Raw genomic sequence first — 23,564 nt, forward strand, 5'->3', positions numbered from 1 at the left:
AACCGGTCCTCGGGCGCGCAATCGCTAGACTCTGAGCATGCCCGTCGAGAAGAACGTGCCTGTAGCGGTGCGCCCGCTCCCCCAGGCCCGGCCCGCCGAGGCTGCGTTCTTCGACGTCGACAACACGCTCATGCGCGGCGCGAGCCTCTTCCACGTGGGCCGGAAGATGTACGAGCGTGGCGCGTTCACGCTGCGCGAGGCCACCGGGTTCGCGTGGAAGCAGTTCACGTTCCTGCTCCGCGGCGAAAGCCTCGACGATGTGCAGTCGATCCAGAACTCGGCCCTCTCGCTCGCGGCCGGGATCCGCGCCGAGGACGTCGCGACGGTCGGGTACGAGGTCTACGACGAGATGATCGAGTCGCGGATCTGGCCCGGGGCGAAGGCCCTCGCCGAGCAGCACCTGCGCGTGGGGCGCCGCGTGTGGCTCGTGACCGCGACGCCCATCGAGATCGCGTCGGTCATCTCGGAGCGGCTCGGCCTCACGGGAGCGCTCGGGACTGTCGGGGAGATTGAGGACGGGGCGTACACGGGGCGGCTCGTGGGCGAGATCCTGCACGGGAGGGCGAAGGCCCACGCCGTCGAGGAGCTTGCCGAGCGCGAAAGCCTCGACCTCTCGCACTGCTGGGCGTACTCGGATTCGCACAACGACATCCCGCTCCTGAGCCTCGTCGGGCACCCCGTCGCGATCAACCCCGACGCGCGGCTCCGCCGCCACGCCAACGCGCACAACTGGCCCATCTACGACTTCCGTGCGGGACGTCGCGCGGCGACGCTCGGCCTCAAGCTCGCGACCGTCGGCGGCGCCGTCTACGGGCTCTGGCGCAGCTACTCGCGCTTCCGGCGGTAACGCGGAGCATCGGCTTCCCGGCCACGCGTCGGCGTTACGTGGCCACGCGTCGGCGTTACGTGGCCACGCGTCGGCGTTACGTGGCCACGCGTCGGGAATGCGAAGGAGGCCCGCCCCCACGATGGGGATGGGCCTCCTTCATGTGCCTCTCGGCGAGGCGCGCCGGCTACTTCTTGTTGCGGCGCTGGTGACGAGTCTTGCGAAGCAGCTTGCGGTGCTTCTTCTTGGCCATGCGCTTGCGGCGCTTCTTGATAACCGAACCCACAGAAGTTCCTTACAGTTGGTGTCCCCGGTGCTGCTGGCCGGGGCGCCCGGAGGGCCGCTTGCAACCAACTGCTGGTGACGTGACGTGAAACGTTCCTGAACAGGATACAGCACCGAACAGACCGGCCGTCCCGTGCAGGCGCCGGGCTACGCCGTCTCGGTGTGCCCTTCGACGGCGGAGCGACGCACATACTCGTCCACGGCGGCCTCGGGCACGCGGTAGGAGCGCCCGAAACGCACGGCCGGCATCTCCCCCGAGTGGACAAGACGGTAGACGGTCATCTTGGAGACGCGCATCATCTCGGCGACTTCTGCAACCGTGAGGAAGCGGGTGTTCGCGAACTCCCCCGAACCTGCCATTTCAGAATCCTTTGCCTGCCGTCGGTGCGCACCTTGGAGGTCGTTCCGACGGCCCAGCTCCTGCGGGGTGCCCTCACGGTGCTTTGTGCTAGCTACTGTAGATGCTGGAGGGACGGTTGTGAAAGTGGCATTCTCCCATGTCACTCGCCGGTTGGCCGCAAAGACCTCCTCGAGCGCGCCGCTCCCGCGAGCTCGTCGAGCACGCGGACCGTGACGTCCCAGTCCATGCACGCATCCGTGACCGATTGGCCGTACACGAGCTGATCCCGCCCCGCGGCACGCGCCCGGGCGTTCGCCTCGGTGTCCAGCTTCTGCGCCCCGCCCACGAGGAAGCTCTCGAGCATGACGCCCGCGATCGCCGCCGAGCTCGGGCCCTGAGACGCGATCTGCGCACCGAGCTCGAGCGCCACCTCCGCCTGGCGGTGGTGGTCCTTGCCGCTGTTGGCGTGGCTCGCATCCACGATGAGCCGCGGATTGAGGCCCTTCGCGGCCATCGTCACGGACGCCGAGGTGACGGATTCGGCGTCGTAATTCGGCCCGGTCGCGCCGCCGCGCAGCACGAGGTGGGTGTCCGGGTTGCCGGAGGTCGCAACGAGGGCCGCGCGGCCGTCGTCGTCGATTCCGAGGAACGCCTGCGGTGCGGACGCCGCGCCGCACGCGTCGATCGCGACCTGGAGCCCGCCGTCGGTGCCGTTCTTGAACCCGACGGGCGTCGAGAGGCCGGAGACCAGCTGGCGGTGGATCTGGCTCTCCGCCGTGCGGGCACCGATCGCGCCCCACGCGATCGCGTCCGCGGTGTACTGCGGGGAGATGGGCTCGAGGAACTCGGTGGCGGTCGGCAGCCCGAGGCCCAGGACGCCGAGCAGCACCTCCCGGGCGGCGCGCAGCCCGGCCGCGATGTCGTGCGAGCCGTCGAGGCGGGGATCGTTGATGAGGCCCTTCCAGCCGACCGTCGTGCGGGGCTTCTCGAAGTACGTGCGCATCACCACGAGCAGGTCCTCGCGGTGATCGCGGGCGACGGCGGCGAGGCGGCGTGCGTAGTCGAGGCCGGCTTCGGGGTCGTGGATCGAGCAGGGGCCGACGATCACGAGGAGGCGGTCGTCGACGCCGTCGAGCACTGCGCGGACCTCGTCGCGGGCGCGCGCGACGGTCGCCCCGGCCGCGGCGGTCAGCGGCAGCTCGGCGAGGAGCTCGCGCGGGGTTGGGAGGGGCATGAACTCGGCGGCGCGCGAGTTGCGCAGGGCCGGTTCGGATGTGGGCTTGAGGGTGGGGGTGCTCATGGTTCCTGTCTCTCTCCGACAGGCCCCGAGCGTTCAGAGCCTGCCTGGAACGGCGAAGGGCAGGGACGATGTCCCTGCCCTGTTGGCTCTGAAGGTTGATACGCGCGAGTCTACGCTTGGCCCTCCAGAGCCAACGCAAAATACGCATACCAACGCTTGGTCATGGATGCACCCTACGGGCTCGCCGGCCGACGGCGCAATTGTGACGGGCATCGACTGCTCCACAACTGTCGTTATGAGCCTCGAAAACGACAGTTATGGAGCAGTCGATGAGGGCTGCCGCCGCGCCTCGTCCAGGAGCCGCGCGCAGCGGATGAAACCCAGATGTGAGTACGCCTGGGGGTGATTCCCGAGATGCGTCTCGGTCGAGGGATCGTATTCCTCCGGCAGGAGCCCCGTCGGGCCCATGAGGGCGACAAGCCGCGCGAACAGCTCCTCCGCGTCATCGAGGCGGCCCACGGCGAGGAACGCCTCGATGAGCCACGACGTGCACAGGTGGAAGCCGCCCTCGAGGCCCGGCAGGCCGTCGTCGTACGTGTAGCGGAACACGGTCGGCCCCACGCGCAGCTCGCGCTCGACCGCCGCGACCGTCGCGAGGAAGCGCGGATCCCGCGGATCAAGCAGCCCGGAGAGGCCCACGTGCAGCACGGCGGCGTCGAGATCGGGGCTGTCGTAGGCGACGGTGTACGCTCGCGCGCCATCGTCCCACCCCTCGGCGAGCACCTCCGAACGGACGACGGCGGCGAGCGGCTCCCAGCCGTCGTCGGCCGCGCGTCCGTGGCGGCGGGCAACGCGGAGGGCTCGATCGAGCGTGACCCAGCACATCGTCTTCGAGTAGACATGGTGGCGCGGGGCGCGGCGGGCCTCCCAGATGCCGTGGTCCGGCTCGTGCCAGCGGGCCGTCACGGCGGCGGCCATCTGGACGAGGAGCCGCCAGTGCGTGTCGGGCAGCTCCCCCGTCCGCTCGGACAGGATGTCGATGAGCTGAGCCACGGGTCCGAACACGTCGAGCTGCACCTGGTGGTCCGCGGCGTTGCCGATGCGGACCGGCCGCGAGCCGGCGTATCCCGGAAGGTGCTCGATCGAGGCCTCGGTGGAGAGCGGCGCGCCCGTCACCGAGTAGAGGGGGTGCAGCCACTCGGGGCCGGGGGCCGAGTCAAGGATGCGCCCGAGCCACGAGAGGAAGCCGTCCGCCTCATCCGTCGAGCCGAGCTCCACAAGGGCCATGACCGTGAGGGACGCGTCCCGGAGCCAGCAGTACCGGTAGTCCCAGTTCCGCGTCCCGCCGATGCCCTCGGGCAACGACGTCGTGGGTGCGGCCAGGACCGCGCCCGTCGGCTCATGGACGAGGTGCCGGAGCGTGAGCGCCGAGCGGACGACGAGCGAGGGCTTGACGGCCGGGACGTCCAGCTGGGCCACCCAGCTCCGCGAGGCCAGCGCGACCCCTTCCCGCCGCGCGGGCTCCCCCGCGGGATCCGGCTCCGCGGGGTCGGGATCGCCGCAGCGCAGCGTGAGGACCACAGGGCCGAGCGAGAGGTCCGCGTGGGCCGTGGCCGTCGCGTGCCGTCCGTCGGATTCGACGATGAACCGGATCCCCGGCGCGTGGAGGACGATCGGCTCCGACGTGCCAACGACGTGCAGCGAATCGCCCCGCGCCTCGATCGCGCAGGGCGCTCCGGCATAGTCGGGGCGCGGCGCGAAGACGATCCGAGCCGTGCCCGGCCCGGAGAGCACCCGCACGAGCTGGGTGACACCCTCGGGGGACGGCTCGAGATAGTCCGTGACCGTGAGGTCCGCCCACCGCGTCTCGACGATCATCGTGTTGTCGACGTACCGCTGGCCGAGGAGGCGCGAGGCGGCCACCGGTTCGACCGTGAAGTGCCCCGCGGGATCGCCGCCCAGGACGTGCGCGAAGAGCGATCCCGAATCCGGCAGCGGGTGCGTCATCCAGCAGATCTTGCCGTCGGGAGTGACGAGCGCCGTCGAGCTCCCGTCGCCGAGCATCGAGTGCCGCTCGAGCGCGACGGCCTCCTCGCCGAACAGCCATGCCCTCCGCAGCTCGAACAGGACGGCGAGGAGACGCGCAAACGACTCGGGATCGCGCAGGCGGTGCCGCGCCGTCGTCGTCCTCGGGCCGATGTGCAGGCCAAGGTCGGGGCCGCGCAGCGTCGCGAGAGCATCCTCGTCGCTCGACGCGTCCCCCGCGAACAGCGCCGCGCTCACCCCGAGCTGGGCACGCAGGCGATCCAGGGCCGCGTCCTTCGCGGGCGGCAGGGCGGAGAGGTCCACGACCGTGCCGTCCTCGATGAAGAACAGGCCGAACGTCGAGGCGACCTCGCGGGCGACGGCGGTCGCGGCCTCGGCCGCGTCGGGATCGGCGTCGCGGCGATGGACGGCGAAGGCCGTGGGCTTGCGCTCGAACGCCAGCCCGCGGCCCCTCACGAGGCGCTCCCGGTGCATCTCGCCGAGCCGCTCAGTGAGCCGCTCGACGAGCAGGTCCCCCGCACGCTGGAGCAGGCCCTCCGTGGCCTGGGGCATCGTATACGCGAAGGACATGTCGAACTCGTGTCCGTGCGACCCGACGAGGTGGATCTCCGCGGGGAGGCGCGAGATCGCCGCGAGATCACGGAGCGAACGTCCCGAGATCACCGCGGCGTGCGTGTTCGGCAGCGCCGCGAGCGCGCGGAGTGCGACCGCGGCGCTGCCGAGCGGAAGCGTCTCGGTGGTCTGGCCATCGGTCGGCGTGAGCGTACCGCCGTAGTTGCACGCGACGAGCAGCGACGGCTGCCTCGCGAGGAGCTTGAGCTCCGCCATGAGCCCAGGGCCCAGCCCGTCGCCGTCGTCGTCGGCCTGCAGGAAGGGGCGCAGGAGGCCGAGCGGGAGGGAGCCGCCGAGCAGAGCCGTGTCTGCGACCGTCCTGTTCAAGGGTGTTGCCATGGTGCCTCCGCTTCGACGCGCTTGGGCACCAGTTTCGGAGGGCGGGGTTTCAGCCCGACGGCGGGGTTGTTGCGCCGGCGTAAAAGGGTTGCTGTCTTCTTCGAGGGACTTACTGACCGGGGTGGTCGTCCTCAGCCTCAACCGTGGAGACGATGGACTGCTCGAGCTTGGCCAAGAGCTCCGTGAGCTGGGAGCGCTCCTTCCCGGAAAGGCCAGCGAGGAGGGCAGCCTCGGCATCGAGGTGGGCTTCAATCGTGCGGTCGATCACTTCGAGACCCTCGTCCGTGAGGCTCGAGTAGACGACGCGCCGGTCAATGCGGTCGCGCTCGCGCTTGATCAGGCCAGCCTCTTCGAGGCGATCGAGACGGAGGGTTATGCCAGCCGAGGACAGCAGCGATCCGGCTGCAAGCTGGGTGCCCGTCTTCCGATACGGAGCCCCCGCACGACGGAGTGAAGCGAGGACATCGAAGGAGGCCGAGTTGAGGCCGTACCGGGAGAACGTCTTGTTCAGAACCGCCTGATAGCGAAGGTAGACCCTATGGACGCGGCCGAACAACGCTATCGGCGACGGGTCGAGGTCTGGCCGCTCCCGTATCCACTGCTCAAGGATGGTGCCAACCTCGTCGAGAGTTGAGGCCTGGCCCTTTTGCTCGCCCATGAATTTACTTTAGCGCTAGATCATCGAGCCCTTGACGAATCATGCTTGCAGTGTGGGGTTGACGGCATGCCTGTGATCCGGAACACTCTTAAGTGCTTAACCATCAAGCACTTAACTGAAGCTTCGCATCACAGTGGTCCGAACAAGAGAGTTCCCATCATGGTTGCTAACAGTGCACCGCACGTGACGACGACCGCTGGCCAGATCAGCGCTCGCCTCGAGCGTCTGCCCCTGTCCCGCTGGCACGTAAAGACGCGTGTCCTCGTCGGCGTCGCCACGTTCTTCGACGGCTTCGATCAGCTGATGATCGCCTACGCCCTCCCCGTCCTCATTCCACACTTCCATCTCAGCCCGAGCTCGATCGCCTGGACGATCGCCATCGGCGGCATCGGCATGCTCGTCGGAGCCCTTGCGGGCGGCCGAGCCGCCGACTACCTGGGACGCGTCCCGGTCCTCATGGGGTCGCTTGCCGTCTACTCCTTGACCAGCCTCGCCATGGTCGCCACCGATACGTTCTGGCTGTTCCTCGTCCTACGGTTCGTTCAGGGGTTCGGCCTCGGCGCGGAAGTGCCCGTCGCGGCGACCTATATCGGCGAAATCACGCGGGCCGAGCGGCGAGGCCGCTTCGTGCTCCTGTTCGAGCTCATCTTCCCAGCAGGCCTGCTCGCCGCGGCCCTTGTCTCCTCGTGGGCGGTTCCGACTTTGGGCTGGCGCTGGCTCTTCGCCCTTGGCGCCGTCCCAGTGCTGCTCGTCCCCTTCCTGCGCAGGGTGCCGGAGTCGCCGCGCTGGCTCGCAGTTCGGGGGCGTCTGGACGAAGCCGATGCGGCGCTGCGCCGAATCGAAGCCGAAGTCGCCGCCCAGAGGGGCAACCTGCCAGACCCGGCGCCCGCGCGCGAGGTACGCCTGACCCGCGGACGGGTGGTGGAACTTTTTCAAGGCGCTTACCTGCGCCGCACGATCATGCTGGCGATCGCCTGGCTGACTGCCTACTTCGTCAACTACGGCATCGCGTCCTGGCTGCCCACGCTATACGGCCAGGTCTTCCATCTCTCGATGGGGACCGCACTCTCTTACAGCGTCGCCACGAGCGTGGCCGGCATCTTCGGCTGCCTTGTCATCGCCCTCACCATCGACAAGATCGGGCGCCGAGCAGCCATCACGGCGGGACTTATCGGCAGCGCTCTCGCCCTGGGCATCCTCGCCGCCACGGGCGCGGCCTCGGCGACGACGGTCCTCGTCTGGTCGGCCACCTCCGCCGTCTTCATCTTCGCTGTCAACCTGGCCCTCTATGTCTACACCGCGGAGCTCTATCCGACGCGGATGCGGGCCTTGGGCTGCAGCGTCGGCGGAGCCATAGGAAGAGTCGGCGTCGTCTTGGGGCCGCTCGTCGTCGGCCAGCTGATCGAACGGCACTTTTCGATCGCCGACGTCTTCTGGGTCATGGCCGCGGTCGCCGTCGTCGGTGGAGTCAGCACGGCTTTTCTCGCCGTGGAGACACGCGAACGAGTGCTCGAGGACATCTCCCAATGAGCGAGGCGACGATTGCTCCCCCTCCCGACGAGATCCTCGTGGCCGGCCGGTGGCGCCGCGGCGCCGGAACGCCGCTGGAAACCGTTGACCCTGCCGATGGCTCGGCCATCACGACGATCCACCGCGCGACCGTCGAGGACGTGGACGAGGCCGTCCAGCTCGGCGCCGAGGCGGCCAGCGCGCCAGGCTGGCGGGACCTGCTCCCGCACGAACGCGCACGTCACCTGCACCGGATCGCCGACGGCATCGAGGGCAGCGCCGAGCGCCTGGCCCGCCTGCAGACGCGCGACACCGGCAAGACCCTCAAGGAGACGAGGGCCCTCGTGGCAAGCGCGGCCGGCACCTTCCGCTACTTCGCCGCAGTGCTTGAGACGTTCGACGACGAGCTGACGGCGCGCCGCGGCCCCTCGCTGACGATGAGCGTGCACGAGCCGATCGGAGTCATCGCGGCCATCACCCCCTGGAACTCCCCGATCGCAAGCGATGCGCAGAAGATCGCCCCGGCCCTCGCGGCCGGGAACGCCGTGCTGCTCAAGCCCGCCGAATGGACGCCACTCGTCTCGCTCGCCCTGGGCCGGATCGCGACCGACGCCGGCCTGCCACCAGGGCTGCTGTCCATATTGCCTGGCTCTGGACGAGTCGTCGGCGAAGCCTTGGTGAACCATCCGGGCGTCGGCAAGGTGTCCTTCACCGGGGGAACGACGACGGGACGGCGGATCGCCCATGCCGCCGCCGAGAAGCTCATGCCCGTCTCGCTCGAACTCGGCGGCAAGTCTCCGACCGTGGTCTTCGAGGACGCCGACCTCGACCTCGCCGTCAACGGCATCCTCTACGGCATCTTCTCGAGTTCGGGCCAGAGCTGCATCGCCGGCTCGCGCCTCTTCGTGGCCGAACCTTTGCGGGATCGGATCGTCTCGATGATGGTCGAGCGGGCCAAGGCACTGCGGGTTGGCCACGGCCTCGACCCGAGCACCCAGGTCGCCCCGCTGGTCCATCACCGCCACCGTGACAGTGTCGCCGAGCACGTCGAGCGCGCCCTCGCCGAGGGCGGCCGACTGCTCACGGGTGGCGCTCCCCCGCTCGGGCCTTCGTTCGAGAAAGGCGCTTACTACCTCCCCACCGTCATCGACGGGCTATCCAACACGGCACGGGCCTGCCAAGAGGAGATCTTCGGGCCGGTCCTGACCGTGCTCCCCTTCAAGGACGAGGACGATCTGGTGGAGCAGGCCAACGACTCCGTCTACGGGCTCGCCTGCGGGCTCTGGACCGCCGACTACCGGCGAGCCTGGCGGGTGGCCCGGAAGATCGAGGCCGGGACAGTCTGGGTCAACACGTACAAGCAGTTCAGCGTGTCCACTCCGTTCGGGGGCACGAAGGAGAGCGGCTTGGGCCGCGAGAAGGGCCGCGCCGGCATCGCTGCCTATTCGCGGCAGAAGAGCATCTACTGGGGCCTCGACGAGACCCCGCTCGGCTGGGCGAACTGACACTTCCCGCCGAAGGTCCGCGGAAACCCTTGACCTCAGAATGTTTAAGCTATTAAATATCAATACCTAAAGTAAGGAGCGGAGATGAACCAGCCTGTAGCCCGGCTTCACTCGCTGCGCAGCGTGCAGCTGCGGATCCCGACCCTCGCCGAATCGACTGACTTCTACTCGGAGGTGTGGGGCCTGTCGGTGATCGAACAGGACCACGACGACACGTGGCTGCGCGGAACCGGCGGGAACCACCACGTCCTCCAGCTGAGCCGATCGGAACGCAACGGCCTCGGCCGGATCTCATTCGCCGTCCGCACTCGGGCCGAGGTCGACGAAGCGGGTCGTAGGCTCGCCGCGCGCGGCGTTCCGATGCTGCTCGAGCCGCAGGCCCTCGAGAGCGCGGGCGGCGGATACGGGGTCCAGTTCGTCGATCCCGAGGGCCGGCTCATCGAGCTCGTGGCCGAGGTCCACGCGGTCAAGCCTCTGGATCGGGACCGTGCGGTGCCGATCGGCGTCACCCACGTGGTCCTCAACACCGTCGACATCGACCGCGCAGTGGCCTTCTACACCGACGTGCTCGGAATGCGGGTTTCCGACTGGTCGGAGCACCAGATGGCGTTCCTGAGGTGCGGAAGCGACCACCACAGCATCGCGTTCAACCAGGCGCACTGGACCTCGGTGAACCACGTGGCGTACGAGATGCCGAGCATGGACCACTTCATGCGCGGTATCGGCTCCCTCAAGCAGCAGGGCGTCACCCCGTTGTGGGGTCCGGGACGTCACGGGCCTGGGAACAACACGTTCTCCTACTTCGCCGACCCGGCTGGCCTGGTCTGCGAATACACGTCCGACGTGGCCCAGGTGGTCGAGGACGAGTGGCTGTGCAAGGTCTGGCGGCGTGTTCCCGAACTCTCGGATCTGTGGGGGACGGCTGGCCCGCCGTCGCGCGACGCCCGCTCTCACATGGCCGGCGTCGAGGACCGCGGAGTCTTGGACCTCATCACGGCTGCGGAGGCGGCTCGATGACCCTCGCAACCAACCAACTCACGCCCGGCATCGTTCGCGCGGAGCAGGCGGCCCGCCGCGTCGGCGTCATCGGCGCTGGCGCGATCGGGCGCTCCGTCATCGATGTCCTCGCCCGAGGAGGGGTCGACGGCGCCGTACTCGCCTGCGTGGTCAGCCAGCACCCCGTCGGGGGCCTGAGCGTCCCCCAGCTCACGCCGACGGAGGCGATCGGCACATGCGACGTGATCGTCGAGTGCGCCGACCAGGTGGTTGTCCGCCAGTACGCGGCCAAGATCCTCGACAGCGGCGTCGACTTCCTCGTCACCTCCGTGGGCGCGTTCGCGGACGAAGCTCTCCTGCGCACGGCCCTCGCGGCCGGTCCCGGGCGGCTCATGTTCACCTCCGGTGCGGTCGGCGGCGTCGACCTCTTGGCCAACGCGGCGGCCGAGGAGCCGCTCGAGCGCGTACGCATCGTGTCCCGCAAGCTCCCGTCCTCTCTCCTGCAGCCATGGATGGACGCGGAGACCCATGAGCGCGTCCGAACCACGGAAGCTCCCCTGGAGATCTTCCACGGATCGGCCCGCGAGGCCGCCCGCTTCTTCCCGCGCTCCCTCAACGTTGCGGCGACAGTCGCGTTCGCTGTCGGCGACTTCGACCTCGTCGAGGTCTCGCTCGTGGCCGACCCCACGGCGGAGCTCACCACCCACGTCATCGAGGCCGAGGGGCCCACTGGGCGGTACCGCTTCGAGATCGCCAACCGGCCCTCGCCCGAGAACCCCCGGACGAGCGGAGTCGTGCCGCATGCCGTGCTGCGCTCTCTCTCCGTCCTCGTCGGCCATCCCGTCCGGATCGTGTGAGACCGATGACGACGACGGTGCTGCCTCGCGAGGACCTTCACGTCCTCGACATCGGAACCGGCCCGACGGTGCTATGCCTGCACGGCATCGGCTCCAGCTCGGCCGCCTTCAGGCCGCAGATCGAGGCGCTCGGCCGGGAGTTCCGGTTCCTTGCCTGGGATGCTCCCGGGTACGCGGCCTCGGCCGACCCGGAGGCTCCTCTGGACCTCGACGCCTACGCGGACGCCGCAGCCGCCGTCGTGCGCGAGCGCGCCGATCACCCCGTGCACGTGCTCGGGGTCTCGTGGGGCGGTGTCATCGCCACACGGCTGGCGCTCCGCCACCCCGACCTGGTTCGGAGCCTTATTCTGGCCGACTCCTCAAGGGGGTCCGGCCAGAGCGCCGAGCAGGCGGCGGCGATGCGTTCCCGCGGCGACGAGCTGAGGCGGCTGGGCCCGGACCAGTTCGCCACAGCGCGCGGCCCGCGGTTGGTGACGCCGGCTGCCTCCGCCGAGCTCGTCGACCGTGTGGTGGCGACCATGCGCGACGCCGTGCGACTGCCGGGCTACGCCCACGCCGTCGAGTCCATGGCCGCAACGGATCACACCGACGATCTTCCGCGCCTGCTCGTGCCGACCCTCGTGCTGTGCGGGGACGGGGACACCGTGACGGGGGTCTCCGAGTCGCAGGCCTTGGCCGGCGGCATCCGGGACGCGGTCTTCGTGACCCTGCACGACGCGGGTCACCTTGCCAACCAGGAGGCCCCGGAGACCTTCAACGCGTGGCTGTCCTGCTTTGTCCACATCATCGAACGCCTCTACGGCTGAGAACAACGAAAGGGAAAACCATGACCACGACCCACGAAGCCCTGACCTATGAGACGGCCGAAAACCTCGAGGCCTTCACCGACTCCCTGATCCTCACGCGCGAGTCGCGTCACGAGGACTGGGACACGCTCGGCTTCCAAGCCAAGGCCGGCGACCAGTTCCGTCGCGCTCAGATCCGCTACGTTGGCTCGGGCGCCACCGGGAACCACGAGGACGACAACCGCACCATCAAGTCGCGCGGATTCACGTTCTCCAACATGCTGCTCCCCGCCGGCGCCGAGGGCCCCGAGCACACCCACCACGACGCCGAGGAAGCCTTCTTCGTGCTCGAGGGCGAGGTGGAGGTCGGCATTCACCGCAACGGCGAGGTCATCAAGCGCACGCTTGGCTACCGCGACATGATCGTCGTACCGGCTGGCGTCCCGCGCAGCCTCAAGAACACGGGCACCGAGGACGCGTTGTTCTGCGTGATCATCGGCGCCCAGAAGCCCCAGGTCCCGACGTACCCCGAGACGTCGGCCGTGCACGGGATCAGCCGCGACTGATGGACCTCCAGGGTCTTCCGATCCTCGTGACGGGCGCGGGACGTGGCCTCGGTCTGGCCATGTCCCGCCGCCTGGCCCGCTCTCGCGCCAAAGTTTGGCTCGCCGACATCCGCGCCGACTGGCTCGCCGCGGCCGTGGACGAGCTCCGCGGCGAGGGGCTCGACGTCGACGCGGTGCCCGTCGACGTCACGGACGAGGAATCCGTCCGAGAGATGTCCAGGATCGCCGGCCCACTGTACGGGCTCGTCAACAACGCCGCCCGCGCCGACGGCGTCGGCGGCAGACCGGTCCACGAGATCAGCCCCGCCGAATGGGACGGCCTCATGGCAGTGAATCTTCGCGGCCCGTGGCTCGTCTCTCGAGCCGTCGTACCTCACATGATCGCCGCAGGCCGGGGTCGCATCGTCAACATCGGCTCCGATGCCGCCCTCTACGGATCACCCCGCCTGGCGCACTACATCGCCTCGAAGGGCGGCCTGTCGGCGCTGACTCGAGCCATGTCCCGCGATCTCGGCCCCCACGGCATCACCGTCAACACCGTCTCGCCCGGCCTCACGCACACCGAGGCCGCAGCCCAGATCCCCGAGCACCGGCACCAGCTCTACCGCGACAACCGCGCCCTCGACCGCGATCAGGAGCCCGACGACGTCGTCGGAGCGGTCGCCTTTCTCCTCGGCCCCGAGGCCGGCTATATCACCGGCCAACAACTCGTCGTCAACGGCGGGTTCGTCCTCAACTGACCCTCCCCAGGAAGCCACATGGATCTCCAGCTCTCCGAACGCACAGTCCTCGTCACGGGCGGCAGCTCCGGCGTCGGACTGGCCACGGTCGCCACGCTCCTTGACGAGGGCGCCCGAGTCATCACCTGCGGCCGCCGCCTCGACGCCCTCGAGAAGGCCCTCGCGGACCTCGGCGCCGACAGCGACCGCGTCCACGCCGTAACCTGCGACGTCCGCAGGGAAGACGAGGTTGCGGCAATGATCGAGGCCGGCGTGCGCCGCTTCGGCGGCCTCGACGGCGTCGTGAACAACGCAGGCCAGTCCCGGATGCTCGGCCTCTCCGACGCCACCATCGAAGACTTCCGCGACGAGCTCGACCTCAAGTTCAGCTCCGTCCTCAACACCATGACCGCCGCGCTTCCGCATCTCAAGCGCTCGGACGCCGCCGCCGTCGTCACCATCAACGCCGTGCTCGCCCGCCAGCCGGAACCACGCCTCGCCACCACCTCGGCCGCGCGAGCCGGCCTGCTGAATCTGACGAAGACCATGGCCCTCGAGTTCGCCGAGTGCGGGATCCGGGTGAACAGCGTTTGCCTGGGCCTGATCGACACTGGCCAATGGCGGCGCCGTTACGAAGCCGATGCCCGCGAGCTCTCCTTCGCGGCATGGGAGCGCGAGCTCGCCGACGACCGCGGCATCGCCCTCGGCCGGTTCGGCACGGCCGACGAGGTCGCCGCGATGGTCGTCACCCTGCTGTCCCCCCGCGCGTCGTACGTCACCGGCGCCGCGCTCGACGTGTGTGGCGGCGTGAGCCGCTACCTGGCCTGAGGAGCTTATCCGTGAGCAATCACCATCATGCCGATGGCGGCGAGCTTCTCGTCCAAGTACTGCGCGAGGCAGGGGTCGACACGGTCTTCGGCGTCGTCTCCGTGCACAACCTGCCCCTCGTAGAGGCGGTCTCGCGGGAGCTCCGCTTCGTCCCCGTCCGGCACGAGGCGACGGCGGTCAACGCCGCCGACGGCTATGCCCGGTCGACCGGCGGGCTCGGCTGCGCCCTGACCAGCACCGGCACGGGCGCGGGCAACGCCGCCGGCTCGCTCATCGAGTCGCTCAGTGCTGGCACGTCCGTCCTGCACGTGACGGGCCAGGTCGAGCTTGAGTTCCTGGGCTCCGGGCGCGGCTTCATCCACGAGACCAAGGACCAGCTCGGCATGCTTCGGGCGGTCTCGAAGGCCGCCCACACGATCCGCTCCGTCGAGGAGGCAAGCCGTGTCCTGCGCGAGGCTGTTCAGACGGCCCTCGCCGTGCCCGGTGGCCCGGTCAGCGTGGAGTGGCCGATCGATCTGCAGTACCTGCCGCACCCAGCCGACCCCGACGAGGCCGGCGCTCCACGCGCCCAAGCGGCTGCGCCGCCGTCGACCGCGCCCGAGGGGCTCGACGAGCTCATCGAGCTGGCCACGCGTGCTCAGCGCCCCCTGATCTGGGCGGGCGGAGGGGTTGCCCGGAGCGGATCGGAACTCGCCGAGCTGCTCGAGACGTGGGGAGCGGGACTGCTCACGTCCAACTCGGGCCGCGGGGCTGTTCCGGAGGATCATCCCCATGTCGTGGGCAACTACGGAGCGACCGCCGCCGGGCAGGAGCTGCTCGACGAGGCCGACTTCCTGCTGAGCCTCGGAACGCACTTCCGCTCCAACGAGACGCGGGACTACGCTCTCCGGATCCCAGCGGTCCACGTCCAGATCGACGTCGACCCCGCGGCCGTTGGCCGGGTCTACCCGGTCAAGGCCGGCGTCGTGGCGGATGTCCGCTCGGTGCTGCCGGCCCTCACCGAGGCGCTGCGCACGGGTTCCTCGACGCAGGCGGATTGGCGCGAGCGGGTCCGCCGTGCTCGTGCTGAGGTCCGGGCGGCCCAGCGTGCGAGCCTCGGCGACCACGCCGCCCTGGCCGACGCACTGCGCGCCGCCCTGCCCCGGGACGCTGTCGTAGCCCGCGATGTGACAATCGCCTCCAGTTCATGGGGAAACCGATTGCTCGAGATGTACGACCCCCGAGACAACGTCTTTCCCCGCGGAGGGGGTATCGGGCAGGGACTCGGCATGGGCTTGGGCGCCGCTGCGGGCCGACCCCAGCGTCCGACGGCGGTGATCGCCGGGGACGGCGGACTCGCCGTGCACTTCGGCGAGCTCTGCACCCTAGCCCAGGAGAAGCCGTGGCTTACGCTGCTCGTCTTCAACGACGGCGGCTATGGGGTCCTCCGCAACCTCCAGGAGTCGCAGGGCAAGCCGCGCTCGGGCGTCGACCTCGTCACTCCCGACTTCGCCGAGGTGGCTTCCGCGCTGGGCCTGCCCTACTGCCGCATAGCACACGCATCCGAGGCCGCACCGGTGCTCGCGGAGGCTGTGGCGACACGCGGGCCCGTCCTCGTGGAGATCGACCTCGCGGCCTACGGCGAGATGCCCGCGCCCTTCACCCCGCCGGTGAAGGTGACCACCCAGACAGCAGAGACGACAGCAGAGAGGCCGTCATGATCGAGAACACCCACGAGCGGCAGTTCGAGCTGCTCGTCAAGCAGATGACCTGGGAAGCCGATGGCGTGCTTTCCGTCTCGCTCGTGCACCCCGACGGGAAATCGCTTCCCGAGTGGCAGCCCGGCGCGCACATCGACCTGACCCTGAAGGGCTCGCTCGTCCGCCAGTATTCGCTGTGCGGCGATCCCACCGATGAGTCGCTCTACCGTGTTGCCGTGCTGCGCGAGCAGGCCGCGCTCGGTGGGTCCGAATACGTCCACGAGGCCCTCCGCCCCGGCCACAGGATTCACGTGGCGGGCCCGCGCAACAACTTCGCGCTCATCGCGGCGGAGCGTTACGTGTTCATCGCCGGCGGCATCGGCATCACGCCGATCCTCGGGATGATCCGCCTCGCCGAATCCGCAGGCGCCGACTGGGTGTTGTGGTACGGCGGCAGGCGCCGCCAGTCGATGGCCTTCCTCGACGAACTCGAGTCTTACGGCGATCGGGTGAACGTCGTCCCGGAGGATCAATACGGTCGGCTCGACCTCGCGGCGATCCTCGACGCCCCACAGGACGGCACCCTCATCTACTGCTGCGGGCCCGAGCCGTTGCTGGCCGCCGTCGAAGAGCGCACTGCGAGCTGGCCGGAGGGGAGTCTCCAAGTCGAGCGTTTCAAGGCGAGAGCCGTCGAGGCGCCCGCCGAGGGCGAGCAGGGCTTTACCGTCGAATGCCATCGCTCGGGCCGCTCGGTCGACGTCGCGGCAGGCTGCTCGATCGTGGACGCGCTCGCCTCAGCCGGCGTGCGCGTACCCACGTCGTGCCGCGACGGAATCTGCGGCACGTGCGAGACCAAGGTCGTCGAAGGCGTCCCCGACCATCGCGACTCGGTGCTGAGCGCGTCAGAAAAGGCCAAGGGCACGTGCATGATGGTCTGCGTCTCGCGCTCCCGCACGCCGCGACTCGTCTTGGACCTCTGATCCACCACAGCCAAGGAGAACCATCATGAGCTATCTGCAGCCACGTCAGGCTAGCCCGAATGCGCCCACGCCCTACGACCTCAAGCTCGCCGGCGCCATCGAGGAGATTTTCGGCACGGGACGCCACGACCTCGTCAGCCTCGTCGACGGACTCAACGAACTGGGCGTTTCCGCCCCCAGCGGGGACGCCTGGACTCCCGAATCATTCACCACCGAGATCCACCGGCTGGCCGAGGCCGGGAAGGAAGGCTGATCCCATGGGACCTATGGTCAAGAAGCAGCTGAGTGCCGATGAGATCGTTGCCACGGGCCTGCGCAACCAGTGGTACGCGATCTGCCCGTCCAGCCAGGTGCCCAAGGGCAGCATCCACAGGGTCCGCCGTCTCGGGATGGACTGGGTGCTCTTCCGCGAGCCGAACGGACGGCTGCGCATGCTCGAGGACCGCTGCCCGCATCGGGGCGCCGCTCTCTCCCTCGGCCAGCATCTCGGAACCAAGCTTGCCTGCGCGTACCACGGGGTCCAGGTGGACGGCGAAGGCATGGTGGTCTCGGTGCCCGGCCTGCCCGGATGCAACCTCGAGGGCAAGCGGCTCGTACCGAGCCCGCCCATCAAAGAGGTGGCCGGAGCGGTTCTGGCCTATATCGGCGATGACGCCCATCCCGAGCCGGAGCCGCTGACCCTCCCCGACCCGCTCGTCGATGAAGGCGTCTCGTCGTTCCTTTGCTATGCGGAATGGGACACCCCGTGGCGCTACGCCATGGAGAATCTGCTGGACCCCATGCACGGCGCCTTCCTGCATCGCGAGTCGCACTCGATGTTCGGCGGCGGCACCCAGGCCCGATTCCGGATCCGTGAGACCGAACGCGGGTTCTTCTTCGAGAAGACCGATCAGCGGGGCCTGAACTTCGACTGGGTGGAGTTCTGCCGAACCGGGATCGACTGGGTCGACCTCGAGATCCCGTACCCGCCGACCGCCGGCCCCGGGGGCCCGTTCGGCATTGTCGGCATCGGAACACCCATCGACGCGGAGCGGACCGCGGTATTCTTCTGGCGCTATCGAAGGGTCAGCGGCTGGCAGCGTGACACGTGGCGGTTCCTGTACCGCACGAAGCTCGAAGCCCGGCACTGGCAGGTGCTCGAACAGGACCGCGTGATGCTCGAGGCGATGCCCCATGATGCGGACCAGGCCGAGAACCTCTACCAGCACGATCTTGGCGTCGTTCGGCTGCGCCGCCTCTACCGGAACCTGGCCGAGGAGCAAGTGGCCCTGGCCCCAGAGCTGGCGGCTGTGTGAGCGACCACGCGGATTCATGACGGCGGCGGCCTCCTTTCAGGTGCCGTCGCCGTCATCCCGCAGAAGCTACCGCGCCTTGTGATCCCGGGGCCGCATGCGGAGGGCGACGACGAGGCCCGAGAGCGCGGTCAATGCACCGACGACGGCGACGGCGGCAGGGATGCCGAACAGGTCCGCGAGTGCTCCCGAAAGGAGCGCACCGACCGCAAAGCCGCCGTCGCGCCACAGCCGGTAGACGCCGACGGCGCGGGCGCGCCATGCGGGATGGGCGACGTCGCCGATGGCGGCGAGCAGCGTCGGGTAGACCATGGCGGTGCCGACGCCCAGAAGTACGGCCGCGAGAAGCCACACCCCGAAGCTGGTTCCTGCCGCGACGAGGCCCAGCCCGATTGCCTGGACGAGCATCCCGGACGCGATGAGGCCCTTGCGGCCGAAGCGGTCCGAGGCGGCACCCGTGACGAGTTGCCCGGCGCCCCATACGGCGGGGTAGACGGCGGCGAGAATACCGATCTCGCCGACGCTCAGTCCGGCCGAGGCGAACAGCACCGGGAAGAGGCCCCACGCGAGGCCGTCGTTGAGGTTGTTGACCATGCCGGCTTGGCTCACCGCGGAGAGGGAGCGGTCGCGGACGCTCGTGAGGGTGAAGACCTGCCTGCTCGTGAGGCCCGCGTGAGCTTGGGCGTGCGCCGCGACATGAGCCGCGGCTTCGACGCCGACGTGATGCCGCGTCTCCCGCACGGTGAGAACGGAAAGCCCGAGCCCGAGCGCGACGTAGGCCGCGCCGACGAGAAAGGGCGCGGGCCGCAGGCCGTAGGCCGAAGCGAGGTAGCCGGTGGCGAGAGCGGTGAGGGCGACGCCGAGATATCCCGCCGCCTCGTTGAGACCCATCGCGAGACCGCGCCGGGCTGGGCCGACGAGGTCCATCTTCATGATCACGGTCGTGGACCACGTCAGGCCCTGGCTGACGCCCAGGAACACGTTCGCCGCAACGATCAATCCCCAGTTGGGACCAAAGATGAGCAGGAGCGGCACCGGAATCGCGGCGAGCCACCCGGCAACGAGGGTCGGCTTACGACCGAAGCGGTCCGCGAGGGCCCCCGCGAAGTAGTTCATCGCGGCCTTCGACAGGCCGAACGCGAGGATGTACGTCAGTGCACTCGTGTAGAGGCCGAGGTGGAAGACATTGGTCGCGAGAAGCGGCAGCACCGTGCGCTCTTGGCCGAGCGTGCCGCCGACGAGCGCGTTGACGGCGACCAGCAGCGTGAACTGGGCGAGGTTCTGCCGGAGGCCAAGCAGCGGCATTCTCTCGGCGTTCACATCCGCCTCCAACCCGCGGTGGATCTTCCGAAGAAATCTGGATTATAGTTGTTCCAGTATTACACGGATCTTTGGAATAAAGGTTTTTGGAATGGATCGGGACTGGATCGGAGGGCCAAGGGTGGGAAACCGTGCAGCCAAGGCCGCGCTGTTCGAGGAGTTCGCGCGAGTCGGCAAGGCCCTCGCCAACGGCAAGAGGCTCGAGCTCCTCGACCTGCTCGCCCAAGGGGAACGGAGCGTCGAAGCGCTCGCCGCCGCTGCGGGGCTCGGCCTCAGCACGGCCTCGGCCCACCTTCAGACGCTGCGGCAGGCAGGCCTCGTCACCACGCGGCGCGAGGGCACCAAGATCTACTACGACACTGCGGGCGACGACGTCATGCGGCTCTTCGAGCTGGTGCGGTCGGTCGCGCAGGAGCGGGTCCCCGCCGTCGAAAACCGGCGCGTCGCCTACCTCCGGCTCGACGGGCCACGAGCCGAGCAAGAAGAGCTCACGCGCGACGAGCTGGCCGCGCGGGCGGCAGAAGGCCGCGTCACGATCCTCGACGTCCGGCCCACGGACGAGTACGTGGCGGGCCATATCCCCGGCGCCCTCTCCATTCCGCTCGATGAGCTCGAGGCCCGGGTGCACGAACTGCCTGCCGGGGGTGAGGTCGTCGCGTACTGCCGCGGGGCCTATTGCGTCATGGCCTATGACGCCCTCGACATCCTTCGGGCACAAGGACTCAAGGCACGCCGCCTCGAAGAGGGCATGCTCGAATGGCGCCTCGCCGGGCTACCCGTGACTCCCCCGGCCGAGACCGTCGGCACCGGCTCGCGACGCTGATTTGGAGGATCCCATGGAAGTCATCGTCATCGAGACGCCCCAGTTGGGCGACCGGAGCTACCTCGTCCACGACGGCCGGTATGGGCTCGTCATCGACGCCCAGCGCGATATCGACCGCATCGAGTCTGCGGCCCAAGAGGCCGGCGTCGCCGTGACCCACGTCGCCGAGACCCATGTCCACAACGACTACGTGACGGGCGGGTTCGTCTACGCGCAGAAGCACGGGGCCTCGTATCTGGTCAACGCCGCGGACAAGGTGTCCTTCGAGCGGACGCCGATCGCGGACGGCGAAACGCTCCGAGTCGGGGAGCTGACGGTCAAGGCGGTTGCGACCCCGGGCCACACCCACAACCATCTTTCGTTCGTCGTCGAGCACGGCGAGCAGCAGGCGGTGTTCTCCGGCGGGAGCGTGCTGTATGGATCGGTGGGGCGAACGGATCTGCTTGGCCGGGAACACGCCGTCGGCCTCGCCCACGACCAGTACGCCTCCGCGCGCCGGCTCGCCGACGAGGCGGGGGCGGCCGCCGCCCTCTACCCCACCCACGGCTTCGGCTCGTTCTGCTCCGTCGGCCCCGCCTCGGGCGCGGGCGCGTCCACCCTGGGCGAGCAGTTCGCCACGAACCACGTCTACACGGACCGCGACGAGGAGCACTTCGTCGCCGAACTCATCGCGAACCTCACCGCCTACCCGAGCTATTACGCCCATATGAGCCCGCTGAATTCGGCCGGCCCCGGCGAACCCGATCTGTCCGTGCCTGAACCCCTGGACCCGCAGGAGCTCACGGCCCGCCTCGACGCCGGCGAATGGGTCGTGGACCTGCGCAACCGCGTCGCCTACGCGTCAGAGCACCTCAAGGGGACCGCGAGCTTCGAGTACGGCGACCACTTCACCACGTATCTCGGCTGGCTCTTCCCGTATGACCGGAAGCTCACCCTCGTCGGCTCGCGCGACGACGTCGCGCACGCCATTCGCGACCTCTCCCGCATCGGGCTCGACTCGCCCGACGCGGCGCTCGGCGAGGATGCCCGCAGGCTTGCTCCCGACGTCCCACTCTCCTCCTACCCGCGTGTCGGCTGGGAAACCGTCGTAGCGGAGCACCAGGCCGGCGAGACGATCCTCGACGTGCGCCGGGCCGAGGAGTTCAAGGCCTCGAGGATCGAGGGCGCCGTCAACATTCCCATCCACGAGCTGCTCTCCCGCCTCGACGAGGTGCCCGCCGGGAAGCTGTGGGTCCACTGCGCTTCCGGCTACCGCGCCGGCATCGCCGCGAGCCTCCTCGACCGCGCGGGACGCGACGTCGTCTATATCGACGACTCGTTCTCGCGGGCGGCCGCCGCGGGGCTGCCTGTCGCGTCCTAAGCCGACGGCTGCGCCGGTGGCACGCGGCGCAGGCCACCCCGCCGCCCCCAGCGGCGGCGGAGTGGCGCCGTCGTCGGCCGAGGCCCTCAGGACCTACGGCCCCCAGGCCGGCGCCGAAACCCCCGTCGAGATCTCGCCGACCGGGAAGAACTCGCGAGGCGAGAGCTTGCGCATCCAGGCTCGCAAAGGACCCCCGCCGCCAGCTGCCGCCAACCCCGCGGGAACGGCATGATGCTCGGCCGCGACGCGCGCGACGAGGACAACCTGCCGGTCGGCAAAGGACAGGCCTTGCCAGATGGCCTCTGGGAGCGCATCAACGGCCCCGATCAGGCCGTCGGCCTGCTCGCGCTCTGGGCTCCCGACGAGACCGATCGCGAGGCGGCGGATCTCGCCCGGTATCGATTCGTCGCTCCCCAACACGGCAATCGCGTCCCGGAAAATTGCGTATGGCTGGGGCTCGTGCAGTGCCCCCGTGTCTTCGTTCACGTCCGCCCCCTGACGGCCCGCGCGGCCCCCCGTAGGCCGCGCGATGTGTGGATAGTAGAGGGACACACGAATCGAGAGCAATAGTTCGCGACGACATACCGGGCGTCAGGTAGGCGGAGCTGGGGTCCCCGCACACGCGGGGAGCCCCCGCGCAGCGCGCGAGGGCTCCCTCCGGGGCACATCAGACCTTGACCGGCGTCCGCGCCGAGACCGTCTCGGCCACGACGTACGCGATGATGGCGACGAGCAGCCCGCTCACGGCGTCGGATAGCTCGGGGGCCAGCCAGTGCACCGAGCCGCCCGCCACGGCCCCGATCGTCCACGCGATGAACGCCGTCGGCCGCGCCTTCGCCACAGCCCGCTGGGCCGAGCGCCGCCACAGGACGATCTGGTCCGCGATGAGCACGCCGCCGAGCGGCGGCACGAAGATGCTCAGCACCACGAGCCAATCGAGGAAGTGGTTCCACACGCCCGCGAGCGCCGCGACGAGGCCGAGCACGCCGAGGATGAGCGTCATGATGCGCATCTTCGACTTCGTGAGGTGGGACCAGCCGAGTGCACCGTTGTAGAGGCAGTGCGTGCACACCGAGCCGAGGTTCACGAACACGAACACGGCCGCGAGCGCGCTCAGCAGGACCCCTTGGCCGTCGGTCAGGAGCGGGAGGAAGTTGCCGCCCACCTTGTCCGCCCCGGCGATCGCGCCCGCCGCGACGATGACGCCGCCCGTGAGCTGGGCGACGACGCTCGCGACCGGGAACGCGGTCGCGGTTGCGAGAACGGCTTCGCGGCCGTTCTTCGACCAGCGCGTGAAGTCGGCCGTCATCGTGCCCGAGTCGGCGAACGTCGCCATGATGAGCGAGACGGCCGCGCCGAACGTGAGCCCTCCCCCGCCGACTCCTGCGTACGAGGCAATCGCACCGAGGTTGTGGGACTGGGCCGCGATGACGACGGCGATGATCGCCGAGACGATGAACAGCGGCGCCGCGATCGCGCCGAGCACCGAGAGCGCGCGGATGCCGAGGTACGTCACCGCGATGAACGCGAGGCCGGCGAGGACGACGACGAGCTGCTCGTTCCAGCCGAAGGCCTGGTTCGCCGTCGCCCCCGTCGCGCCCGTGTTGAACGCGAACCAGCCGACGACGATCGTCGCGAGGAAGCCGGACGCGAGCGTGTAGCCGATCGTGCCAAACGTCTTGGTCGCCTGGAGCGCGAAGCTCTCGCCTGTACGCCCGGCACGATAGCTGAGCAGGCTCACGTAGACGAACATGATGAGGTTCGCGACGAGGATGGCCGCGAGTCCGCGCCAGAAGCCAAGGAGGGCGACGACGACGCCGCCAGGCACCGCGTTCGTCAGGATCATGGGGAAGCCGAACCACACGGCCGAGACCGTGAGCAGCGACTTCCTCCGATTCTGGGGAACAGGCTCGTGCTCGAACTCGGATTCGAGCTCTACCGCGTGGGTTTCGTGAGGGGTCTTTTCCTGGGTTGTCATGGGTGTCTTTCGGACGGGGGA

General features: G+C 69.2%; 23 protein-coding genes. 15 read left to right on the top strand and 8 right to left on the bottom strand.

The window, feature by feature from the left end; genetic code table 11:
* The first annotated feature begins 37 nt into the window (after positions 1-37).
* Positions 38-847: an HAD family hydrolase gene (locus tag SPF06_RS03320; protein WP_323277491.1), complete on the top strand. Its 810-nt coding sequence runs from the start codon at positions 38-40 to the stop codon at positions 845-847.
* Between the two features lie 166 nt (positions 848-1,013).
* Here SPF06_RS03320 and SPF06_RS03325 read toward each other — a convergent pair whose 3' ends face one another.
* The 5 genes from SPF06_RS03325 to SPF06_RS03345 all read right to left on the bottom strand — a co-directional run bounded on the left by SPF06_RS03325 (position 1,014) and on the right by SPF06_RS03345 (position 6,346).
* On the bottom strand, positions 1,014-1,112 hold the full coding sequence (locus tag SPF06_RS03325; protein ID WP_003792170.1) for a 30S ribosomal protein bS22: 99 nt from the start codon (positions 1,110-1,112) through the stop codon (positions 1,014-1,016).
* A gap of 146 nt (positions 1,113-1,258) precedes the next feature.
* Positions 1,259-1,471 carry a helix-turn-helix domain-containing protein gene (locus tag SPF06_RS03330; RefSeq protein WP_323277495.1) on the bottom strand — a complete coding sequence of 71 codons (213 nt, stop codon included), beginning with the start codon at positions 1,469-1,471 and terminating at the stop codon, positions 1,259-1,261.
* A 140-nt stretch (positions 1,472-1,611) separates the two neighbouring features.
* Positions 1,612-2,751, bottom strand: a complete 1,140-nt coding sequence (locus tag SPF06_RS03335; protein WP_323277496.1) for a 3-deoxy-7-phosphoheptulonate synthase — start codon at positions 2,749-2,751, stop codon at positions 1,612-1,614.
* Between the two features lie 255 nt (positions 2,752-3,006).
* The gene (locus SPF06_RS03340; RefSeq protein WP_323277497.1) at positions 3,007-5,688 is read right to left on the bottom strand and encodes a trehalase-like domain-containing protein; all 2,682 of its coding nucleotides are present in this window, start codon (positions 5,686-5,688) and stop codon (positions 3,007-3,009) included.
* Positions 5,689-5,797: 109 nt separating this feature from the next.
* Positions 5,798-6,346 (bottom strand): MarR family winged helix-turn-helix transcriptional regulator, encoded by a 549-nt coding sequence (locus tag SPF06_RS03345; protein WP_323277498.1) that lies wholly within the window; start codon positions 6,344-6,346, stop codon positions 5,798-5,800.
* Between the two features lie 183 nt (positions 6,347-6,529).
* Between SPF06_RS03345 and SPF06_RS03350 the strand changes: the two genes are divergently transcribed.
* The 12 genes from SPF06_RS03350 (at position 6,530) to SPF06_RS03405 (ending at position 18,065) form a co-directional block, all read left to right on the top strand.
* Positions 6,530-7,876: an MFS transporter gene (locus tag SPF06_RS03350; protein ID WP_323277499.1), complete on the top strand. Its 1,347-nt coding sequence runs from the start codon at positions 6,530-6,532 to the stop codon at positions 7,874-7,876.
* Positions 7,873-9,360 carry an aldehyde dehydrogenase gene (locus tag SPF06_RS03355; RefSeq protein ID WP_323277500.1) on the top strand — a complete coding sequence of 496 codons (1,488 nt, stop codon included), beginning with the start codon at positions 7,873-7,875 and terminating at the stop codon, positions 9,358-9,360. Before SPF06_RS03350 ends, SPF06_RS03355 begins: the two co-directional genes overlap by 4 nt.
* A gap of 84 nt (positions 9,361-9,444) precedes the next feature.
* Positions 9,445-10,377 carry a VOC family protein gene (locus SPF06_RS03360; RefSeq protein WP_323277501.1) on the top strand — a complete coding sequence of 311 codons (933 nt, stop codon included), beginning with the start codon at positions 9,445-9,447 and terminating at the stop codon, positions 10,375-10,377.
* Positions 10,374-11,213 (top strand): aspartate dehydrogenase domain-containing protein, encoded by an 840-nt coding sequence (locus SPF06_RS03365; protein WP_323277502.1) that lies wholly within the window; start codon positions 10,374-10,376, stop codon positions 11,211-11,213. Before SPF06_RS03360 ends, SPF06_RS03365 begins: the two co-directional genes overlap by 4 nt.
* A gap of 5 nt (positions 11,214-11,218) precedes the next feature.
* Positions 11,219-12,019, top strand: a complete 801-nt coding sequence (locus SPF06_RS03370) for an alpha/beta fold hydrolase (RefSeq protein WP_323277503.1) — start codon at positions 11,219-11,221, stop codon at positions 12,017-12,019.
* Positions 12,020-12,039: 20 nt separating this feature from the next.
* On the top strand, positions 12,040-12,564 hold the full coding sequence (locus SPF06_RS03375) for a cupin domain-containing protein (RefSeq protein WP_323277504.1): 525 nt from the start codon (positions 12,040-12,042) through the stop codon (positions 12,562-12,564).
* A complete protein-coding gene (locus SPF06_RS03380) occupies positions 12,564-13,304 on the top strand; it encodes a 3-oxoacyl-ACP reductase family protein (protein ID WP_323277505.1) in 741 nt (246 codons plus the stop codon). The genes SPF06_RS03375 and SPF06_RS03380 overlap by 1 nt, the downstream gene beginning before the upstream one ends.
* A gap of 18 nt (positions 13,305-13,322) precedes the next feature.
* Positions 13,323-14,111, top strand: coding sequence for an SDR family oxidoreductase (locus tag SPF06_RS03385; RefSeq protein ID WP_323277506.1), 789 nt, complete (start codon positions 13,323-13,325; stop codon positions 14,109-14,111).
* A gap of 11 nt (positions 14,112-14,122) precedes the next feature.
* Positions 14,123-15,811, top strand: coding sequence for a thiamine pyrophosphate-binding protein (locus SPF06_RS03390; RefSeq protein ID WP_323277507.1), 1,689 nt, complete (start codon positions 14,123-14,125; stop codon positions 15,809-15,811).
* The gene (locus SPF06_RS03395) at positions 15,808-16,770 is read left to right on the top strand and encodes a PDR/VanB family oxidoreductase (RefSeq protein WP_323277508.1); all 963 of its coding nucleotides are present in this window, start codon (positions 15,808-15,810) and stop codon (positions 16,768-16,770) included. The genes SPF06_RS03390 and SPF06_RS03395 overlap by 4 nt, the downstream gene beginning before the upstream one ends.
* A 25-nt stretch (positions 16,771-16,795) precedes the next feature.
* Positions 16,796-17,023: a recombinase-like helix-turn-helix domain-containing protein gene (locus SPF06_RS03400; RefSeq protein ID WP_323277509.1), complete on the top strand. Its 228-nt coding sequence runs from the start codon at positions 16,796-16,798 to the stop codon at positions 17,021-17,023.
* 4 nt (positions 17,024-17,027) lie between these two features.
* Positions 17,028-18,065, top strand: coding sequence for an aromatic ring-hydroxylating dioxygenase subunit alpha (locus tag SPF06_RS03405; protein ID WP_323277511.1), 1,038 nt, complete (start codon positions 17,028-17,030; stop codon positions 18,063-18,065).
* Between the two features lie 66 nt (positions 18,066-18,131).
* Here the strand turns inward: SPF06_RS03405 and SPF06_RS03410 are convergent, their stop codons facing one another.
* Complete coding sequence (locus tag SPF06_RS03410) at positions 18,132-19,367, bottom strand: MFS transporter (protein ID WP_323277781.1); 1,236 nt, start codon at positions 19,365-19,367, stop codon at positions 18,132-18,134.
* Between the two features lie 136 nt (positions 19,368-19,503).
* On the opposite strand from SPF06_RS03410, the gene SPF06_RS03415 reads away from it, so the two are divergent.
* On the top strand, positions 19,504-20,205 hold the full coding sequence (locus SPF06_RS03415; protein ID WP_323277513.1) for an ArsR/SmtB family transcription factor: 702 nt from the start codon (positions 19,504-19,506) through the stop codon (positions 20,203-20,205).
* Positions 20,206-20,218: 13 nt separating this feature from the next.
* Complete coding sequence (locus SPF06_RS03420; RefSeq protein ID WP_323277514.1) at positions 20,219-21,565, top strand: MBL fold metallo-hydrolase; 1,347 nt, start codon at positions 20,219-20,221, stop codon at positions 21,563-21,565.
* A gap of 93 nt (positions 21,566-21,658) precedes the next feature.
* Here the strand turns inward: SPF06_RS03420 and SPF06_RS03425 are convergent, their stop codons facing one another.
* Together SPF06_RS03425 and SPF06_RS03430 are read right to left on the bottom strand one after the other, a co-directional pair.
* Positions 21,659-22,051 (bottom strand): hypothetical protein, encoded by a 393-nt coding sequence (locus SPF06_RS03425; RefSeq protein ID WP_323277516.1) that lies wholly within the window; start codon positions 22,049-22,051, stop codon positions 21,659-21,661.
* Between the two features lie 181 nt (positions 22,052-22,232).
* Entirely contained in the window at positions 22,233-23,543 is a 1,311-nt protein-coding gene (locus tag SPF06_RS03430) for a purine-cytosine permease family protein (protein WP_323277517.1), read from the bottom strand.
* Positions 23,544-23,564: the final 21 nt, after the last annotated feature.

This window comes from Sinomonas terricola (genome assembly GCF_034931225.1).
Lineage (GTDB): Bacteria > Actinomycetota > Actinomycetes > Actinomycetales > Micrococcaceae > Sinomonas > Sinomonas terricola.

Coding starts and splice junctions, on each gene's coding strand:
- SPF06_RS03320 (WP_323277491.1), top strand. CDS start 38: ATGCCCGTCGAGAAGAACGTGCCTGTAGCGGTGCGCCCGCTCCCCCAG.
- SPF06_RS03340 (WP_323277497.1), bottom strand. CDS start 5,688: ATGGCAACACCCTTGAACAGGACGGTCGCAGACACGGCTCTGCTCGGC.
- SPF06_RS03385 (WP_323277506.1), top strand. CDS start 13,323: ATGGATCTCCAGCTCTCCGAACGCACAGTCCTCGTCACGGGCGGCAGC.
- SPF06_RS03430 (WP_323277517.1), bottom strand. CDS start 23,543: ATGACAACCCAGGAAAAGACCCCTCACGAAACCCACGCGGTAGAGCTC.
- SPF06_RS03395 (WP_323277508.1), top strand. CDS start 15,808: ATGATCGAGAACACCCACGAGCGGCAGTTCGAGCTGCTCGTCAAGCAG.
- SPF06_RS03330 (WP_323277495.1), bottom strand. CDS start 1,471: ATGGCAGGTTCGGGGGAGTTCGCGAACACCCGCTTCCTCACGGTTGCA.
- SPF06_RS03380 (WP_323277505.1), top strand. CDS start 12,564: ATGGACCTCCAGGGTCTTCCGATCCTCGTGACGGGCGCGGGACGTGGC.
- SPF06_RS03355 (WP_323277500.1), top strand. CDS start 7,873: ATGAGCGAGGCGACGATTGCTCCCCCTCCCGACGAGATCCTCGTGGCC.
- SPF06_RS03375 (WP_323277504.1), top strand. CDS start 12,040: ATGACCACGACCCACGAAGCCCTGACCTATGAGACGGCCGAAAACCTC.
- SPF06_RS03405 (WP_323277511.1), top strand. CDS start 17,028: ATGGGACCTATGGTCAAGAAGCAGCTGAGTGCCGATGAGATCGTTGCC.
- SPF06_RS03400 (WP_323277509.1), top strand. CDS start 16,796: ATGAGCTATCTGCAGCCACGTCAGGCTAGCCCGAATGCGCCCACGCCC.
- SPF06_RS03420 (WP_323277514.1), top strand. CDS start 20,219: ATGGAAGTCATCGTCATCGAGACGCCCCAGTTGGGCGACCGGAGCTAC.
- SPF06_RS03365 (WP_323277502.1), top strand. CDS start 10,374: ATGACCCTCGCAACCAACCAACTCACGCCCGGCATCGTTCGCGCGGAG.
- SPF06_RS03345 (WP_323277498.1), bottom strand. CDS start 6,346: ATGGGCGAGCAAAAGGGCCAGGCCTCAACTCTCGACGAGGTTGGCACC.
- SPF06_RS03370 (WP_323277503.1), top strand. CDS start 11,219: ATGACGACGACGGTGCTGCCTCGCGAGGACCTTCACGTCCTCGACATC.
- SPF06_RS03335 (WP_323277496.1), bottom strand. CDS start 2,751: ATGAGCACCCCCACCCTCAAGCCCACATCCGAACCGGCCCTGCGCAAC.
- SPF06_RS03360 (WP_323277501.1), top strand. CDS start 9,445: ATGAACCAGCCTGTAGCCCGGCTTCACTCGCTGCGCAGCGTGCAGCTG.
- SPF06_RS03410 (WP_323277781.1), bottom strand. CDS start 19,367: ATGCCGCTGCTTGGCCTCCGGCAGAACCTCGCCCAGTTCACGCTGCTG.